Below are 15,591 nucleotides of genomic sequence, written 5' to 3' on the forward strand. Positions count from 1 at the left end.
ATGAGTCTGCCGCTTTTTCCGCTCAATACAGTGCTGTTTCCAGGCTGCATCCTCGATTTGCAGATTTTCGAGGCGCGCTATCTGGACATGATCGGCCGCTGCATGAAGCAGGGCGGCGGGTTCGGCGTGGTGTGCATCCTCGAAGGCGAAGAAGTCGGGATCGCCCCGGCGGGTTACGCCCTGGTCGGGTGCGAGGCGCTGATCACCGATTTCAAGCAGCAGGACAACGGCCTGCTGGGAATTCGGGTTCAGGGGGGACGACGTTTCCATGTATTGCGAACGGAAGTTCAGCGCGATCAGTTGACCGTCGCCGAGGTCGAGTGGCTGGAAGACGAACCGGAGCAGCCACTGCAGGATGAGGACGCCGACCTGGTGGCCTTGCTCAAGGCCCTGGCGGAACACCCGATGGTTGAAGCCTTGAACATGGGCACCGAAGCGACCGGCCAGCAGTCGCTGGCCAATCAGTTGGCGTACCTGTTGCCCTTCGCTGAAGTGGACAAGATCGACCTGCTGCAACTCGATGACCCGCAGCAACGACTGGATGCGATTCAGGCGTTGCTGGATGAGTTGCAGGGCGAACTGTTTGCCTGACTGCTGTCAGTACGCATACCGCAACATCGTATGCGGTAAATGCCTCAGCACGAAGAATCCGAACAATGCCAGCAACGCCGGCAATACCAGCCACCAGACCTTGGGAGGCAAGGCGTTGAGCGGTTCCTTGCGCTGGATCAGCCACAGGCTCGCCGCACAGACACACGCCGCCAGCATCGCGCCGGCCAATACATCCGTCGGCCAATGCGCTCCGAGGTAAACCCGCGAAAGCGAAATCGCCATTGCGGGCAGGCAGCCCACCAACAACCAGGTCAGGCGCATCCGGGGTGGTTGCCCACGGCCGGCCAGGACGGCGAGGGTCAGGAACAGCGCGAAAGATCCTGAAGCATGGCCGCTGGGCATGCTGTAGCTGGTCAGCGGGTCGCTCAACACTTCGGGGCGCACGCGGGCGAAAAAGTACTTGGTCGCGGTATTGGCCAGTGCCGTGAAGAGCAGCGTGCCGCCCGCGAAAATCGCGTGCCGCCATTGCCGCATCAGCAGCAGCAAACCGGTCAGCAGCGCACTGAACAGCAACATGTTGCGGAATTCGCCGATCAGCGTGAAGACCACCGCCACTTCATCCAGCATCGGGTTACGATGTTCCTGCACCAGTGTCATGACCCCTTGATCGAGTGCAGACAGGTGCGAGTAACCGATAAACAGCCCCGCCAGAATCAGCAGACTCATCCCGGTAATGAACAACGTCGCGTGGCGATGCCGACGCAGGCTGCTGGTCGCACTCAAGCCGACCATCACCGCGATGCTACCGGCAACAACCCCGGCCTGGAGCCAGAAACCTTCAGGCAGCGGCAAGCGAATGGCCGCGCCCGTGGCCCAGCCAGGCAGCAGATAAGCCACCGACCAACCCGCGCCGGCCAGCAGGCTGACAGCGAAGAAGCGCGGGAAAGGCATGTCGCACATGCCGGCCACCATCGGCAGCATTGGCCGCAGGGGCCCGATAAAGCGCCCGACCAGCAGGCTGGCGATGCCGTAGCGCTGGAAGTATGACTCGGCCCCGGCGATCCATTCCGGATGATGGCGCAAGCCCGGCAGGCGCCGGATGTTCTGATGGAAGTGCCGCCCCAGAAAATACGAAATGACGTCGCCCAGCACCCCGGCGACGAAACCCAGCAAGAGTGTCTCACTGAGCGTCAGCGCGCCACTGCCTGCCAGTACCGCCACGGCGAACAGCAACACCGTGCCAGGAACGATCAGCCCGGCAATCGCCAGGCATTCCACAAAGGCCACGATGAATACCGCTGCTGCCAGCCATTGCGGGTTGACCGCCAGCCATCCGGTCACGCTATCGAGCCATGGGCCCATAAAAACCACTCCATCAAATGTTCAATTTTCTACTTGTGGGAGCGAGCCTGCTCGCGATAGCGCACTTTGAGTCAACAGTGATGTTGATTGTGCTGACCTCATCGCGAGCAGGCTCGCTCCCACAGGGGATTCCTTCAGTTTCAAAATCCGGATCAATCTCAGGACAGCACAAAATAATCGCGACCTTCGATCTGGCCCCGTCGTAGCGGGTTGCGCGTGCAATAAGCCACATAGGCAGCGTCGACAAAGCGGTACATCAGGTGCTCATCGCGCCCGTGGGGAATGCCCAGCCGAGTGGTCTGGATGATGTGGGCAGGCGTCTGGCCGACGTGTTCTACCAGCAGCACTTCAGGATCGAAGCGTTTGGCGTCCCACACCGGTACTTTCAGGCCCAGTGCCTTGCACAGCAGGGTTTGCCCGGCGCAGAGTTTTTGTGACGGGCGAGGGCGGCCCTGGGCATCGGGGTTGTTCAATCGCATCTGTGCCAGGCTGCCCGGCCCGCTCAATTGATCGACCCACGGGTAGGCGGATTTGATCAGCACAGCGTTACCCGGCCCTTGGGCGCTGAAATTCAGTGAATCGCCGCCCCGGGCGTAATACATATAGATGTGGCCGCCATCCAGAAACAAAGCCTTACGCTTTTCTGTGTAGCCGAGGGACGCGTGGCTACCCTTTTCTGCGCAGTAATAGGCCTCGGTTTCTATGATTCGGGCGCTGAGCCACAGATCACCAACCCGATGGCGAATGACTTTGCCCAGTAAATCCCGGGCCAGAATTTGCGCGTCACGGTCGAAAAACGCGTCCGGGAGGCCCGTAGGCAGGCTCGCGGCGGACGCTCGAACAGTCAGGTTGGACATGATGACCGGCATTTGTCAGGGCTGAATGAGTCGTGATGATAACAATTTGCAGCTTAATCCCGGCTGAACATCGGCAAATTGCCCTCATTTCGACCATCCGCCCGTCACCGCTGTTAGTCGGTGGGCGCGACAGCTATAATCTGTCGCTTTACTCTTTACCAAGACCTAATCAAAGACCACGCCAGACCATGACTGAGTCCGTTCTTGACTACATGACCCGCTTGGGTCGCGCTGCCCGCGAAGCCTCCCGCGTGATCGGCCGTGCCAGTACCGCGCAGAAGAACCGCGCCCTGCAGGCCGCTGCCAACGCGCTGGACGCTGCCCGCGCCGAGCTGACGGCGGCTAATGAGCAGGATTTGGCTGCCGGTCGCGCCAATGGTCTTGAGCCGGCCCTGCTCGAACGCCTGGCGCTGACCCCGGCGCGTATCGACGGCATGATCGTCGGCCTGCGTCAGGTAGCAGCGCTGCCGGACCCGGTCGGCGCGATCCGCGACATGAGCTTCCGTCCGTCCGGTATTCAGGTCGGCAAGATGCGCGTGCCATTGGGCGTGATCGGAATCATTTACGAGTCGCGGCCGAATGTGACCATCGATGCCGCGAGCCTGTGCCTGAAGTCCGGTAACGCGACTATCCTGCGTGGCGGTTCCGAGGCGATTCATTCCAATCGCGCCATCGCCGCCTGCATTCAGCGCGGCCTGGCCGAGGCCGATCTGCCGGCCGCGGTGGTGCAAGTGGTCGAAACCACCGACCGTGCCGCCGTCGGCGCGCTGATCACCATGCCTGAGTACGTTGATGTCATCGTGCCGCGCGGCGGCCGTGGCCTGATCGAACGCGTCAGCCGTGACGCCCGCGTCCCGGTGATCAAGCACCTGGACGGCATCTGCCACGTTTACGTGAGCGAGCACGCCGACCTGGCCAAGGCCCAGCGCATTGCGTTCAACGCCAAGACTTACCGTTATGGCATCTGCGGTGCCATGGAAACGCTGCTGGTGGATCAAGCCGTTGCCAAGGATTTCCTGCCGGCGATGGCGGCACAGTTCCGCGAAAAAGGCGTCGAGCTGCGTGGTTGCGAGCGTACCCGGGCGATCATCGATGCCGTGCCGGCCACCGAGGAAGACTGGAGCACCGAGTACCTGGCGGCAATTCTGTCTATCCGCGTGGTGGACGGACTGGACCAGGCCATCGAGCACATCAATCATTACGGCTCCCATCACACCGATTCGATTGTCAGCGAACACCAGGGCGACACCCGGCGTTTCGTGGCTGAAGTCGACTCCTCGTCGGTGATGATCAATACCCCGACCTGCTTCGCCGATGGTTTCGAATACGGATTGGGTGCCGAGATCGGCATTTCTACTGATAAGCTGCACGCCCGTGGCCCGGTGGGCCTCGAGGGACTGACCTGCGAGAAGTACATCGTGGTCGGTGACGGGCAGCTGCGCGGACAGGAGCCGGCCTGACTTGGGCGACTTCGACCCGTCAGCCCCGGTCACCGTCAGCGAGCCAGTCCCTCGCCGCATTGGCGTGCTGGGCGGAACGTTCGACCCGGTGCACATCGGCCATTTGCGCGGTGCACTGGAAGTCGCCGAAACCCTGGCGCTCGATGAGTTGCGCCTGACACCCAGTGCCAGGCCACCCCATCGAGACAAACCGCAGGTGTCGGCAAAAGACCGTCTGGCGATGGTCGAGTGCGCGGTGGCCGGTGTGGCGCCGTTGGTGGTGGACGCCCGCGAATTGCAGCGGGACAAACCGTCCTACACCATCGATACCCTGGAACTGATGCGCGCCGAACTGGCCGCGGATGACCAGGTTTTTCTGCTTTTGGGCTGGGACGCTTTTTGCGGCCTGCCCACTTGGCACCGCTGGGAAGAGTTGCTCCAGCATTGCCATATCCTGGTGTTGCAACGCCCGGATGCCGACAGCGAACCGCCGGATGCCTTGCGCAACCTGCTGGCAGCGCGCTCGGTGAGCGACCCGCTGGCCCTCAAAGGGCCGAGCGGACAGATTGCATTCGTCTGGCAGACACCGCTCGCGGTATCCGCCACCCAGATCCGTCAACTGCTGGCCAGCGGTAAGTCGGTACGTTTCCTGGTGCCCGACGCGGTCCTGGCCTACATCGATGCGCACGGACTCTACCGTGCGTCGAACTGAATAGGAGTGCCTCAAGGCACGTGGCAACAACGTGTATTGAAGCGCCCGAACAAACGAGCAAAACGAGTTTTATATGACGAGCAACAACGAAAGCAAAGTAAAACGCAAAGGCACATTCAAGAGTGCCCCGCTGCCGGAAAAGGTCTTCGCTGCCGAGCCGCCTAAAGGCGACGAGCTGGTCAAGATCGCCGTAGCCGCCCTGGAAGACGTCAAGGCCCAGGACGTGCTGGTGATCGATGTTCGCGACAAGCAGAGCATCACTGACTACATGATCATTGCCACCGGTACCTCCAACCGCCAGATCGGCGCGATGCTGGACAAGGTTCGCGAGGCCGTCAAAGCCCTGGGTATCAAGCCGCTGGGTGAAGAAGGCAAGGGCGACAGCGACTGGGTGCTGTTGGACATGGACGACGTGATCGTCCACATGATGACCTCCAACGCCCGTCAGTTCTACGACCTGGAGCGCCTGTGGAAAGGTGCCGAGCAGAGCCGTGCGGCCGATGGCAAGCACCACAGCCCTGAAGTGGGTCACGAGCACTTCAACAAGCTCAACAAAGACCAGGAATAAGGGACCGCTGTGCGACTGCGACTGATCGCCGTCGGTTCACGCATGCCCAAATGGGTGGAAGAAGGCTGGCATGAATATGCCAAGCGTCTTCCGTCCGAACTGGCGCTGGAACTGGTGGAAATTCCGCTCAATACCCGTGGCAAGAACGCCGACGTGGCCCGTTTCATCCGTCAGGAAGGCGAAGCCATGCTGGCCAAGGTCGGGCCGAACGAGCGGATTGTCACTCTCGAAGTCCATGGCAAGCCCTGGAGCACCGAGCAACTGGCGGTCGAACTCGATCGCTGGCGGCTGGACTCGCGCACGGTCAACTTCATGGTCGGCGGCCCCGAAGGGCTGGCGCCGGAAGTCTGTGCCCGGGCTGACCAGCGCTGGTCGTTGTCGCCGCTGACCTTGCCGCACCCGCTGGTGCGTATCCTGATCGGCGAACAGATGTACCGTGCCTGGACCGTGCTGTCCGGTCACCCTTACCACAAGTAGCTCTGCCCTCATGTCCCAGCCGATCCGCATCAAGGACCACGAAAAAGACGCCCGTCTGGTGCGTGGCCGCGTCGTGTTCGGGGCCATTGCAGTGGTGGCGCTGATTGGGGTGCTGATCGCGCGCCTGTATTTCCTCCAGGTGATTCAGTACGAGTATCACTCGACACTCTCGGAAAACAACCGCGTCCATGTGCAGCCGATTCCGCCGCCCCGTGGGCTGATTTTCGACCGCAACGGTGTCGTCATTGCCGATAACCGGCCCAGCTTCAGCCTGAGCATGACCCGCGAGCGCTCTGGCGATTGGCAGCAAGTGCTCGATGTAATCGTCCAGGTGCTGGAGCTGACGCCTGAAGATCGGGTGGTTTTCGAGAAGCGCATGCGCCAGGGGCGTCGGCCGTTCGAGCCGGTGCCGATCCTGTTCGAGTTGACCGAAGAGCAGATCGCGCGAATTGCCGTGAACCAGTTCCGCCTGCCAGGTGTGGAAGTGGTCGCGCAACTGGTCCGTCACTATCCGCAGGGTGCGCATTTTGCGCACTCGGTGGGTTACATGGGGCGGATCAACGAGAAAGAGCTGAAGACTCTGGATCCGGTGAGTTACAGCGGCACCCATCAAATTGGCAAAACCGGCATCGAGCGTTTCTACGAGCCGGAGTTGCACGGCCAGGTGGGTTACGAGGAAGTCGAGACCAACGCCCGGGGCCGCGTACTGCGGGTGCTCAAGCGTACCGATCCGATTCCCGGCAAGGACATCGTCCTGAGCCTGGACATCAAATTGCAGGAAGCCGCCGAAGCTGCGCTCGGTGGTCGTCGTGGCGCGGTGGTAGCGCTGGACCCGAAAACCGGCGAAGTGCTGGCGATGGTCAGCCAACCGAGTTTCGACCCGAACCTGTTCGTCACCGGCATCAGCTTCAAGGCCTATTCCGAGCTGCGCGACTCCATCGACCGGCCGCTGTTCAATCGCGTGCTGCGCGGTCTGTATCCACCAGGCTCGACCATCAAGCCGGCGGTAGCGATTGCCGGCCTGGATGCCGGCGTGGTGACGGCGTCGACCCGAGTGTTCGACCCCGGTTACTACATGCTGCCCAACTACGATCACAAATACCGTAACTGGAACCGTACCGGCGACGGTTTTGTCGACCTCGATACGGCGATCATGCGTTCCAACGACACCTACTTCTATGACCTGGCCCACAAGCTTGGGATCGATCGGCTGTCGGCATACATGACCAAGTTCGGTATTGGCCAGAAGGTCTCCCTGGACATGTTCGAAGAGTCGCCGGGGCTGATGCCGTCCCGCGAGTGGAAGCGTGCGACCCGTCGCCAGGCATGGTTCCCGGGCGAGACGCTGATTCTGGGGATCGGCCAGGGCTACATGCAGTCGACTCCGTTGCAGTTGGCCCAGGCCACTGCGTTGGTGGCCAACAAAGGCATCTGGAATCGTCCGCACCTGGCCAAGACCATCGAGGGCGTGAAACCGGTGGATGAGAATCCGATGCCGGACATCATCCTGCGCGACCCGTCGGACTGGACCAAGGTCAACCACGGCATGCAGCAGGTTATGCACGGTGCCCGTGGTACGGCGCGCAAAGCCTCGATCGGCGCGCAATACCGGATCGCCGGCAAGTCGGGTACGGCCCAGGTGGTCGCGATCAAACAGGGTGAGAAGTATGACCGTTCCAAGGTTCAGGAACGCCATCGCGACCACGCCTTGTTCGTCGGCTTCGCGCCGGCCGACGACCCGAAAATCGTAGTATCGGTGATGGTCGAGAACGGCGAGTCCGGCTCCGGCGTGGCCGCGCCGGTGGTGCGTCAGGTCATGGACGCCTGGCTCCTGGACCAGGACGGTCGGTTGAAGCCCGAATACGCCAGCCCTATCAGTGCAGAGGCTACCGCCCGTGATGAATAACTTCGATCGCATGCTCTCCAGTGAGGATGTGATGCGTCGCCGTGCGACGCTGCTGCAACGCCTGCACATTGACGGCCCGCTGCTGATCCTGCTGTTGACCCTCGCCGCCGGCAGCCTGTTCGTGCTGTATTCGGCCAGCGGCAAGAGCTGGGATCTGCTGGGCAAGCAAGCCACTTCGTTCGGCATCGGCCTGGTGTCGATGATCGTCATTGCCCAGTTCGAGCCGCGATTCATGGCGCGCTGGGTGCCGCTGGGCTACGTGGTCGGAGTGATGCTGTTGCTGGTGGTGGACATCATGGGCCACAACGCCATGGGCGCTACCCGCTGGATCAACATTCCCGGGGTGATCCGCTTCCAGCCCTCGGAATTCATGAAGATCCTGATGCCGGCGACTATTGCCTGGTACTTGTCCAAACGCACCTTGCCGCCCCAGCTCAAGCATGTGGGCGTCAGCCTGATGCTGATCGGCGTGCCGTTCATTCTGATCGTGCGCCAACCGGACCTCGGCACTTCGCTGCTGATCCTGGCCGGCGGCGCTTTCGTGCTGTTCATGGGTGGCCTGCGCTGGCGCTGGATCCTCAGCGTGCTGGCCGCCGCCGTTCCCGTGGCGATTGCCATGTGGTTCTTCATCATGCACGACTACCAGAAACAGCGGATCCTGACGTTCCTCGACCCGGAGAGCGATCCGCTCGGTACGGGATGGAACATCATCCAGTCCAAGGCAGCCATCGGCTCCGGTGGTGTGTTCGGCAAGGGCTGGTTGCTGGGCACCCAGTCACACCTGGACTTCCTGCCGGAAAGTCATACCGACTTCATCATTGCCGTATTGGGCGAAGAGTTCGGCCTGGTGGGGATCTGCGCGCTGTTGCTGATCTACCTGCTGTTGATCGGCCGCGGCCTGGTGATTACCGCCCAGGCGCAGACATTGTTCGGCAAGTTGCTCGCGGGCAGCCTGACCATGACGTTTTTTGTTTATGTTTTCGTCAACATCGGTATGGTCAGTGGCCTGTTGCCGGTGGTGGGGGTGCCGTTGCCGTTCATTAGCTACGGAGGAACTTCGCTGGTGACGCTACTGTCAGCGTTTGGGGTTTTGATGTCGATCCATACCCATCGCAAGTGGATCGCGCAGGTTTGAATAAGGTGAAATTTTCAATGCAGGTAATGCGTGGCTGGGCGACTCGATACGCGCCATGGGTCGGCCTGGTAAGCATCCTAGGCACCATGCAGGAAGCGTTGGCCGGCGACTACGAAGGCTCACCCCAGGTGGCTGAATTCGTCGGTGAAATGACCCGCGACTACGGTTTCGCCGGTGAACAATTGATGGGCGTGTTCCGCGAAGCCGAGCGCAAGCAGTCGATTCTGGACGCCATCTCGAAGCCCGCCGAACGGGTCAAGCAGTGGAGCGAGTATCGCCCGATGTTCATCACCGATGCGCGCATTGCCCGGGGTGTGGATTTCTGGCGTCAGCACGAAGCGGTGTTGGCCCGTGCCGAGCAGGAATACGGCGTGCCGGCCCAGGTGATTGTCTCGATCATCGGCGTTGAAACCTTTTTCGGCCGTAATACCGGAAATTTCCGGGTGATCGATGCCTTGTCGACCCTGGGTTTCGACTATCCTCCCCGTGCCGAGTTTTTCCGCAAGGAATTGCGTGAGTTCCTGCTGCTGGCCCGTGAAGAGCAGGTCGATCCGTTGACGCTCAAAGGCTCCTACGCCGGCGCCATGGGATTGCCGCAATTCATGCCGAGCAGTTTCCGCGCCTATGCGGTGGATTTCGACGGTGATGGCCATATCAACATCTGGACCAACCCGGACGATGCCATCGGCAGTGTCGCCAGTTACTTCAAGCGTCATGGCTGGGTCGCCGGCGAACCGGTGGTCAGCCGCGCCGATGTCCGTGGCGATCATGTCGACGAAGGCTTGACCACGGGAATCGAGCCGACGAAAACCGTCGGGGAGTTGCGAGCCCTGGGGTGGTCAAGTCATGATGCGCTGCGCGATGATATGCCGGTTACTGCGTTCCGCCTGGAAGGCGACAATGGCTCCGAGTACTGGATGGGCCTGAAGAATTTTTACGCGATCACGCGATATAACCGCAGCGTGATGTACGCCATGGCCGTACATCAACTGTCTGAACAGCTGGTCCAAGCACGGGGCGTCAAGTAATGCGGGCATTGCCTATCAATAAACCCCTGAAGCTGATGGCATTCGCCGCGCTGGCAATGCTGGTCGCCAGTTGTTCGACCAGCCGCGCGCCGGCCCAGAAGGCCAGCAGCACCGCCGTGCGCACGACGCCGGGGCTGGACATCAACCGCGCCCACAAGGATGGCGCGCCATGGTGGGATGTCGATGTTTCGCGTATCCCGGACGCCACGCCGACCCTGCATACCGGCCCGTACAAGGCCGCTCCATACTCAGTGCTAGGTAAAACCTACTTTCCGCTGCAAGAGTCCAAGACTTACGTGCAGTCGGGTACGGCGTCCTGGTACGGCACCAAATTTCACGGTCAGAACACCGCCAACGGCGAAGTGTATGACCTGTACGGCATGAGTGCCGCACACAAGACTTTACCGCTGCCGAGTTATGTCCGGGTGACCAACCTGGACAACAACAAGACCGTGATCCTGCGAGTTAACGACCGCGGTCCGTTCTATTCGGACCGGATCATCGACTTGTCCTACGCTGCCGCCAAGAAACTCGGTTACGCCGAAACTGGCACCGCGCGGGTCAAGGTCGAAGGCATCGACCCGCAGCAATGGTGGGCTGCCAAGGGCCGTCCGGCACCATTAATGCTCAATGAACCGAAAGTCGCGCAGAATAGCGCCCCGGTGATCACGGCGTCGGCCGGCACTGTCGAGCAATGGACGCCACCGCCGCAGCAACACGCCGCCGCCGTCGTTCCTGTTCAACTTGCCGACGCAAAAAAAAACGCTTCTGCACAAGCGTCTGGCCAGTATCTGCAGGTGGGCGCGTTCGCCAACCCGGACGCTGCAGAACTCCTGAGATCGAAGCTCAGCGGGATGGTGAGCGCTCCGGTGTTCATCAGCTCGATCGTGCGCAATCAGCAGACCCTGCATCGGGTTCGCCTGGGCCCGATCGGATCGCCGGGTGAAATCCAGCAGGTGCAGAATAGTGTGCGGCTGGCCAATCTCGGTTCGCCAAGCGTTGTAACTGAGTAATACGTAGGACTTGATTGACGGTTCATCTGCGGTTTTGGGGGGTGAACCAGGTTGTTGGCTCTTCGAAGAACAAAAGCCCGGCAAAGGGTGATTGGAGTGAGCAACTGAACACGCGATGACTCGTTAGAAAGTCATCTGATTAGTTTTGCCCTTGGGCAGTTTCCATTAGCGATTTCGAGAGACGGATGAACATCACCACCTTTGCCAAACGCCTGTTCCTGCTAGTCCCGCTGCTCCTCTCACCCGCCGCATTCGCGGTCGAGATGATGCCTTCGCCACCACAACTGGCTGCCAAGGCCTATGTGCTCATGGATGCCAGCAGCGGCAACGTGCTGGTCGAGAACAACGGTGACCAGCGTCTGCCGCCGGCCAGCCTGACCAAGCTGATGACGGCGTACATCGCTACCCTGGAAATCCGTCGTGGCCAGATCGGCGAAAACGATCCGGTGACCGTCAGCGAGAATGCCTGGCGTACCGGCGGTTCGCGGATGTTCATCAAGGTCGGCTCGCAAGTCACTGTCAGCGACCTGCTGCACGGCATCATCATCCAGTCGGGCAACGACGCCAGTGTCGCGCTCTCCGAGCACATTGCCGGTAGCGAAGACGCCTTTGCCGACCTGATGAACAAGACCGTCGCCGACCTGGGCATGACCAACACCCACTTCATGAACCCGACCGGCCTGCCGAACCCTGAGCACTATTCGTCGGCTCACGACATGGCTGTGCTGGCTCGCGCGATCATCCACGAAGACCCGGCTCATTACGCGATCTACTCGCAGAAAGAGTTCTTCTGGAACGGCATCAAGCAACCGAACCGTAACCTGCTGCTGTGGCGCGACAAGACTGTCGACGGTCTGAAAACCGGCCACACCGACGAAGCCGGCTACTGCATGGTGTCCTCGGCCGTACGTGATGGCATGCGCCTGATCGCCGTGGTCTTCGGCACCAACAGCGAAGTGGCCCGTGCCGCCGAAACCCAGAAGCTGCTGACCTACGGTTTCCGCTTTTTCGAAACCCAGACCTTCTACCAGAAGGGCACCGAGCTGGCTCAGGCTCCGGTCTGGAAAGGCTCGACCAACCAGGTCAAGGCCGGCCTGGCGCAAGACCTGACCATGACCCTGCCAAAAGGCCAGTTGAAAAAGCTCGCTGCCAGCATGACCATGAACCCGCAGCTGATCGCGCCAATCGCCAAGGGCGACGTAATCGGTAAAGTCGAAGTGAAACTGGACGACAAGGTGGTGCACAGCGCCGATCTGATCGCTCTGGACGCTGTCGAAGAGGGTGGTATCTTCCGCCGCATGTGGGATAGCATCCGTCTATTCTTCTACGGCTTGTTCAACTGATAGTGTGCACCTGCATGGCCCTGCGCTGATCCGGCGCGGGGCTTTGCCGTCGCCACGGCTTACGCTTACGAGGCCGTTACGCCATGACCGATACCGAAGTAAAGGCGCCAAAGATCGAATTCCCTGCCAATGATTACCCGGTTAAGGTGATCAGCGACACCGGCGTGGGCAACAAGGACAGGATCATCGACATCGTTCGCAAACATGCAACGATCAACGATGAGCGTGTTGACGAGCGCCAGAGCAGCAACGGTAAATACACCACCATTCAGTTGCACATCGTCGCGACCGACCAGGACCAGCTGTACAACATCAACAGCGAACTGCGGGCAACCGGTTTCGTGCACATGGTGCTGTGATGTCCGGTGTGCTGGGCTTTCGCGAGCTCGGCCAGATGGCTTACGAGCCTGTCTGGCATGCCATGCAACGCTTCACCAACGAACGCGGCAACGATGCCGCCGACGAGGTCTGGCTGGTTGAGCATCCTGCGGTGTTCACCCAGGGCCAGGCCGGCAAGGCCGAGCATCTGCTGCTTCCAGGTGATATTCCGGTGGTGCAGGTCGACCGTGGTGGTCAGGTGACCTATCACGGCCCAGGCCAGCTGGTGGCTTATCTGCTGCTGGACGTGCGCAAGCTCGGGTTTGGCGTGCGCGATCTGGTCAGCCGGATGGAGCAATGCCTGATCGAGCTGCTGGCCAGTTACGGTGTCACCGCCGTGGCCAAGCCCGATGCACCGGGTGTCTACGTCGACGGGGCGAAAATCGCCTCCCTGGGTCTACGGATCCGCCATGGTTGTTCCTTTCACGGCCTGGCCTTGAATGTGGACATGAACCTGGAACCGTTTCGACGGATTAATCCCTGCGGCTACGCCGGGCTGGCGATGACCCAGCTGAGCGATCACGCAGGATCGATTGAATTTGCCGAGGTAAGTGCCCGGCTGCGTGCGCAGCTCGTCAAACACCTCGACTATGCTGAGCAGACGACCCTCACGGGCGGAATCGACTGATATGACTACTGATGCAGTGCAAACCATGATCCCGACGCTCGATGTCACCGAGCGCCCGGCCCCGCGTCCCAAGGTTGAAGCCGGCGTCAAGCTGCGCGGCGCCGAAAAGGTTGCACGCATCCCGGTGAAGATCATTCCGACCACCGAACTGCCGAAGAAGCCGGACTGGATTCGCGTACGCATCCCGGTTTCGCCGGAGGTCGACCGCATCAAGGCCCTGCTGCGCAAACACAAGCTGCACAGTGTGTGCGAAGAAGCCTCCTGCCCGAACCTGGGCGAGTGTTTCTCCGGTGGCACCGCGACTTTCATGATCATGGGTGACATCTGCACCCGTCGCTGCCCGTTCTGCGACGTCGGCCACGGTCGTCCGAAGCCACTGGACGTCAACGAGCCTGAAAGCCTGGCCATTGCCATCGCTGACCTGCGCCTGAAGTACGTGGTGATCACCTCGGTGGACCGCGACGACCTGCGTGACGGCGGTGCTCAGCACTTTGCCGATTGCATCCGTGAAATCCGCAAGCTGTCGCCGAATGTGCAGCTCGAAACCCTGGTCCCGGACTACCGTGGCCGCATGGATATCGCGCTGGAAATCACTGCCGCCGAGCCACCGGATGTGTTCAACCACAACCTGGAAACCGTGCCGCGCCTGTACAAGGCTGCGCGTCCGGGTTCGGACTACCAGTGGTCGCTGACCCTGCTGCAACGCTTCAAGCAGATGATGCCGCACATTCCGACCAAGTCCGGTCTGATGCTGGGCCTGGGCGAGACCGACGAAGAAGTCATCGAAGTCATGAAGCGCATGCGCGAGCACGACATCGACATGCTGACCCTCGGCCAGTACCTGCAACCGTCCCGCAGTCACTTGCCGGTGCAGCGTTTCGTGCACCCGGATACCTTCGCCTGGTTCGCCGAGGAAGGCTACAAGATGGGCTTCAAGAACGTTGCCTCCGGTCCATTGGTACGTTCCTCGTATCACGCCGACGAGCAGGCCAAGCTGGTCAAGGCCGAGCTGATGTCGTCCTGATCGACGCAATGAAATGAAAAGCGCCCGCACGGCACCCAGCCTCGCGGGCGTTTTTTTGCCTGGCCGGTGGCAATGGCTGTTTTTTCCTGCAACCTGCGGGGCAACGGTTCCTCTTCTGTTTGTCCCCGTTCCTGACTACTGTGTGCTGAAGATTTCACGCAGGGAGATTCACGGATGACCGCTCGACCGACCCACACCCTTTGCCCTCATGCTCCCGTCCCGGCATTGCCGTCGGAAGGCATGATCGGCGTCATCGCACCTGCCGGTCCCGCGCCGCTGGACACCGACAAGGCGGTGCAATGGATGCGCGCCCGGGGTTATTCACTGAAAGTGTATCCCGGGGTCTACGAAAAAAACGGCTACCTGGCCGGTAGCGACGAGGTGCGACTCGGCGATCTGCATGCAGCGTTCGCCGATAGGGAGGTGGATGCCATCATCTGCCTGCGTGGGGGTTACGGCACGCCGCGACTGCTCGACCGCATCGATTTTGATTTGCTGCGTGACAACGCCAAGCCGTTCGTCGGCTACAGCGACATCACTGCGCTGCATTTGGCGATCAGTCGTTATGCCGGCTTCGTGACCTTTCATGGTCCGATGCTCAATGCCGACCTGTTGGGTGACAAGCAAATACCTACGGAGTCTTCGTTCTTCAACATGCTGCGCGGGCAGGTGAGGGCGGGCACGGTGCTGGCTCATCCGGTGGCTTACCCGCTGACCACGATCGAGCCGGGCGTGGCTCATGGGCGTTTGCTCGGAGGCAATCTGGCCATGATCGCCGCGACCATGGGCACGCCTTACGAGATTGACGCCGAGGGCGTCATTCTGTTGATCGAGGACATCAACGAGCCGCTGTATCGCATCGATCGGTTGCTCACCCATCTGCGTCTGGCAGGCACGTTGCACAAGCTGCGCGGTGTGTTGGTCGGGGATGTGGCGGGGGTTGAGGTGGCAGCGCTGGACAGGTTGCTCAAGCAGACCTTCGAGCCATTGAAGATTCCGGTGCTGTCCGGGTGGCGCAGCGGGCATTGCGACCCGAACCTGACGCTGCCCATGGGGGCGTTGGTCAGGCTGGATGCGGGGAGCAAGGAATTGGTGCTGGAGCAGGATGTGGTGGTCAGGCGCTAGATTTTTATCGCCTGTTAGTCAGTCATCGCGAGCAGGCTCGCTCC

The 15,591-nt window shown here is 60.9% G+C and carries 16 protein-coding genes; 14 read left to right on the forward strand and 2 right to left on the reverse strand.

Translation table 11 applies throughout. The annotated features are described in order from the left end of the window. Positions 1–591, forward strand: a complete 591-nt coding sequence (locus tag BSF44_RS01615; RefSeq protein WP_053162726.1) for an LON peptidase substrate-binding domain-containing protein — start codon at positions 1–3, stop codon at positions 589–591. A 6-nt stretch (positions 592–597) separates the two neighbouring features. Here the strand turns inward: BSF44_RS01615 and BSF44_RS01620 are convergent, their stop codons facing one another. Both BSF44_RS01620 and BSF44_RS01625 read right to left on the reverse strand, forming a co-directional pair. After that, positions 598–1,914 (reverse strand): bifunctional DedA family/phosphatase PAP2 family protein, encoded by a 1,317-nt coding sequence (locus BSF44_RS01620; protein ID WP_095941975.1) that lies wholly within the window; start codon positions 1,912–1,914, stop codon positions 598–600. Between the two features lie 158 nt (positions 1,915–2,072). Next, positions 2,073–2,771, reverse strand: a complete 699-nt coding sequence (locus BSF44_RS01625; protein WP_256588930.1) for a DNA-3-methyladenine glycosylase — start codon at positions 2,769–2,771, stop codon at positions 2,073–2,075. 188 nt (positions 2,772–2,959) lie between these two features. Here BSF44_RS01625 and BSF44_RS01630 point away from each other — a divergent pair, with 188 nt between their 5' ends. From BSF44_RS01630 to BSF44_RS01690, 13 genes are all read left to right on the forward strand, one after another. Continuing rightward, the gene (locus BSF44_RS01630; protein ID WP_095941977.1) at positions 2,960–4,231 is read left to right on the forward strand and encodes a glutamate-5-semialdehyde dehydrogenase; all 1,272 of its coding nucleotides are present in this window, start codon (positions 2,960–2,962) and stop codon (positions 4,229–4,231) included. 1 nt (position 4,232) lies between these two features. Next, the gene (gene nadD, locus BSF44_RS01635) at positions 4,233–4,922 is read left to right on the forward strand and encodes a nicotinate-nucleotide adenylyltransferase (protein WP_095941978.1); all 690 of its coding nucleotides are present in this window, start codon (positions 4,233–4,235) and stop codon (positions 4,920–4,922) included. A gap of 73 nt (positions 4,923–4,995) precedes the next feature. After that, complete coding sequence (gene rsfS, locus BSF44_RS01640; protein WP_095941979.1) at positions 4,996–5,490, forward strand: ribosome silencing factor; 495 nt, start codon at positions 4,996–4,998, stop codon at positions 5,488–5,490. Between the two features lie 9 nt (positions 5,491–5,499). Continuing rightward, positions 5,500–5,967 carry a 23S rRNA (pseudouridine(1915)-N(3))-methyltransferase RlmH gene (gene rlmH / locus BSF44_RS01645; protein ID WP_008052376.1) on the forward strand — a complete coding sequence of 156 codons (468 nt, stop codon included), beginning with the start codon at positions 5,500–5,502 and terminating at the stop codon, positions 5,965–5,967. Positions 5,968–5,977: 10 nt separating this feature from the next. Beyond that, a complete protein-coding gene (mrdA, locus tag BSF44_RS01650) occupies positions 5,978–7,873 on the forward strand; it encodes a penicillin-binding protein 2 (RefSeq protein WP_095941980.1) in 1,896 nt (631 codons plus the stop codon). 31 nt (positions 7,874–7,904) lie between these two features. After that, the gene (gene rodA / locus BSF44_RS01655) at positions 7,905–9,008 is read left to right on the forward strand and encodes a rod shape-determining protein RodA (protein WP_056728863.1); all 1,104 of its coding nucleotides are present in this window, start codon (positions 7,905–7,907) and stop codon (positions 9,006–9,008) included. A gap of 17 nt (positions 9,009–9,025) precedes the next feature. Next, positions 9,026–10,036, forward strand: coding sequence for a lytic murein transglycosylase B (gene mltB, locus BSF44_RS01660; protein ID WP_095941981.1), 1,011 nt, complete (start codon positions 9,026–9,028; stop codon positions 10,034–10,036). Next, a complete protein-coding gene (locus BSF44_RS01665) occupies positions 10,036–11,049 on the forward strand; it encodes a septal ring lytic transglycosylase RlpA family protein (protein WP_095941982.1) in 1,014 nt (337 codons plus the stop codon). Before mltB ends, BSF44_RS01665 begins: the two co-directional genes overlap by 1 nt. A gap of 185 nt (positions 11,050–11,234) precedes the next feature. Next, positions 11,235–12,392 carry a D-alanyl-D-alanine carboxypeptidase family protein gene (locus BSF44_RS01670; RefSeq protein WP_095941983.1) on the forward strand — a complete coding sequence of 386 codons (1,158 nt, stop codon included), beginning with the start codon at positions 11,235–11,237 and terminating at the stop codon, positions 12,390–12,392. A gap of 83 nt (positions 12,393–12,475) precedes the next feature. Continuing rightward, the gene (locus tag BSF44_RS01675) at positions 12,476–12,751 is read left to right on the forward strand and encodes a DUF493 domain-containing protein (RefSeq protein ID WP_095941984.1); all 276 of its coding nucleotides are present in this window, start codon (positions 12,476–12,478) and stop codon (positions 12,749–12,751) included. Beyond that, positions 12,751–13,398 carry a lipoyl(octanoyl) transferase LipB gene (lipB, locus tag BSF44_RS01680; protein WP_095941985.1) on the forward strand — a complete coding sequence of 216 codons (648 nt, stop codon included), beginning with the start codon at positions 12,751–12,753 and terminating at the stop codon, positions 13,396–13,398. Before BSF44_RS01675 ends, lipB begins: the two co-directional genes overlap by 1 nt. Before the next feature lie 25 nt (positions 13,399–13,423). Beyond that, positions 13,424–14,422 (forward strand): lipoyl synthase, encoded by a 999-nt coding sequence (lipA, locus tag BSF44_RS01685; protein ID WP_162130289.1) that lies wholly within the window; start codon positions 13,424–13,426, stop codon positions 14,420–14,422. Positions 14,423–14,596: 174 nt separating this feature from the next. After that, entirely contained in the window at positions 14,597–15,547 is a 951-nt protein-coding gene (locus tag BSF44_RS01690; RefSeq protein ID WP_095941986.1) for an LD-carboxypeptidase, read from the forward strand. Positions 15,548–15,591: the final 44 nt, after the last annotated feature.

Source organism: Pseudomonas sp. ACN8 (genome assembly GCF_002303925.1).
Classification (GTDB): domain Bacteria; phylum Pseudomonadota; class Gammaproteobacteria; order Pseudomonadales; family Pseudomonadaceae; genus Aquipseudomonas.

What these genes read in the sequence shown, in the direction of transcription:
- BSF44_RS01615 (WP_053162726.1), top strand. Translation starts at nt 1, where the DNA reads ATGAGTCTGCCGCTTTTTCCGCTCAATACAGTGCTGTTTCCAGGCTGC.
- BSF44_RS01620 (WP_095941975.1), bottom strand. Translation starts at nt 1,914, where the DNA reads ATGGGCCCATGGCTCGATAGCGTGACCGGATGGCTGGCGGTCAACCCG.
- BSF44_RS01625 (WP_256588930.1), bottom strand. Translation starts at nt 2,771, where the DNA reads ATGTCCAACCTGACTGTTCGAGCGTCCGCCGCGAGCCTGCCTACGGGC.
- BSF44_RS01630 (WP_095941977.1), top strand. Translation starts at nt 2,960, where the DNA reads ATGACTGAGTCCGTTCTTGACTACATGACCCGCTTGGGTCGCGCTGCC.
- rsfS (WP_095941979.1), top strand. Translation starts at nt 4,996, where the DNA reads ATGACGAGCAACAACGAAAGCAAAGTAAAACGCAAAGGCACATTCAAG.
- mrdA (WP_095941980.1), top strand. Translation starts at nt 5,978, where the DNA reads ATGTCCCAGCCGATCCGCATCAAGGACCACGAAAAAGACGCCCGTCTG.
- rodA (WP_056728863.1), top strand. Translation starts at nt 7,905, where the DNA reads ATGCGTCGCCGTGCGACGCTGCTGCAACGCCTGCACATTGACGGCCCG.
- mltB (WP_095941981.1), top strand. Translation starts at nt 9,026, where the DNA reads ATGCAGGTAATGCGTGGCTGGGCGACTCGATACGCGCCATGGGTCGGC.
- BSF44_RS01665 (WP_095941982.1), top strand. Translation starts at nt 10,036, where the DNA reads ATGCGGGCATTGCCTATCAATAAACCCCTGAAGCTGATGGCATTCGCC.
- BSF44_RS01670 (WP_095941983.1), top strand. Translation starts at nt 11,235, where the DNA reads ATGAACATCACCACCTTTGCCAAACGCCTGTTCCTGCTAGTCCCGCTG.
- BSF44_RS01675 (WP_095941984.1), top strand. Translation starts at nt 12,476, where the DNA reads ATGACCGATACCGAAGTAAAGGCGCCAAAGATCGAATTCCCTGCCAAT.
- lipB (WP_095941985.1), top strand. Translation starts at nt 12,751, where the DNA reads ATGTCCGGTGTGCTGGGCTTTCGCGAGCTCGGCCAGATGGCTTACGAG.
- lipA (WP_162130289.1), top strand. Translation starts at nt 13,424, where the DNA reads ATGATCCCGACGCTCGATGTCACCGAGCGCCCGGCCCCGCGTCCCAAG.
- BSF44_RS01690 (WP_095941986.1), top strand. Translation starts at nt 14,597, where the DNA reads ATGACCGCTCGACCGACCCACACCCTTTGCCCTCATGCTCCCGTCCCG.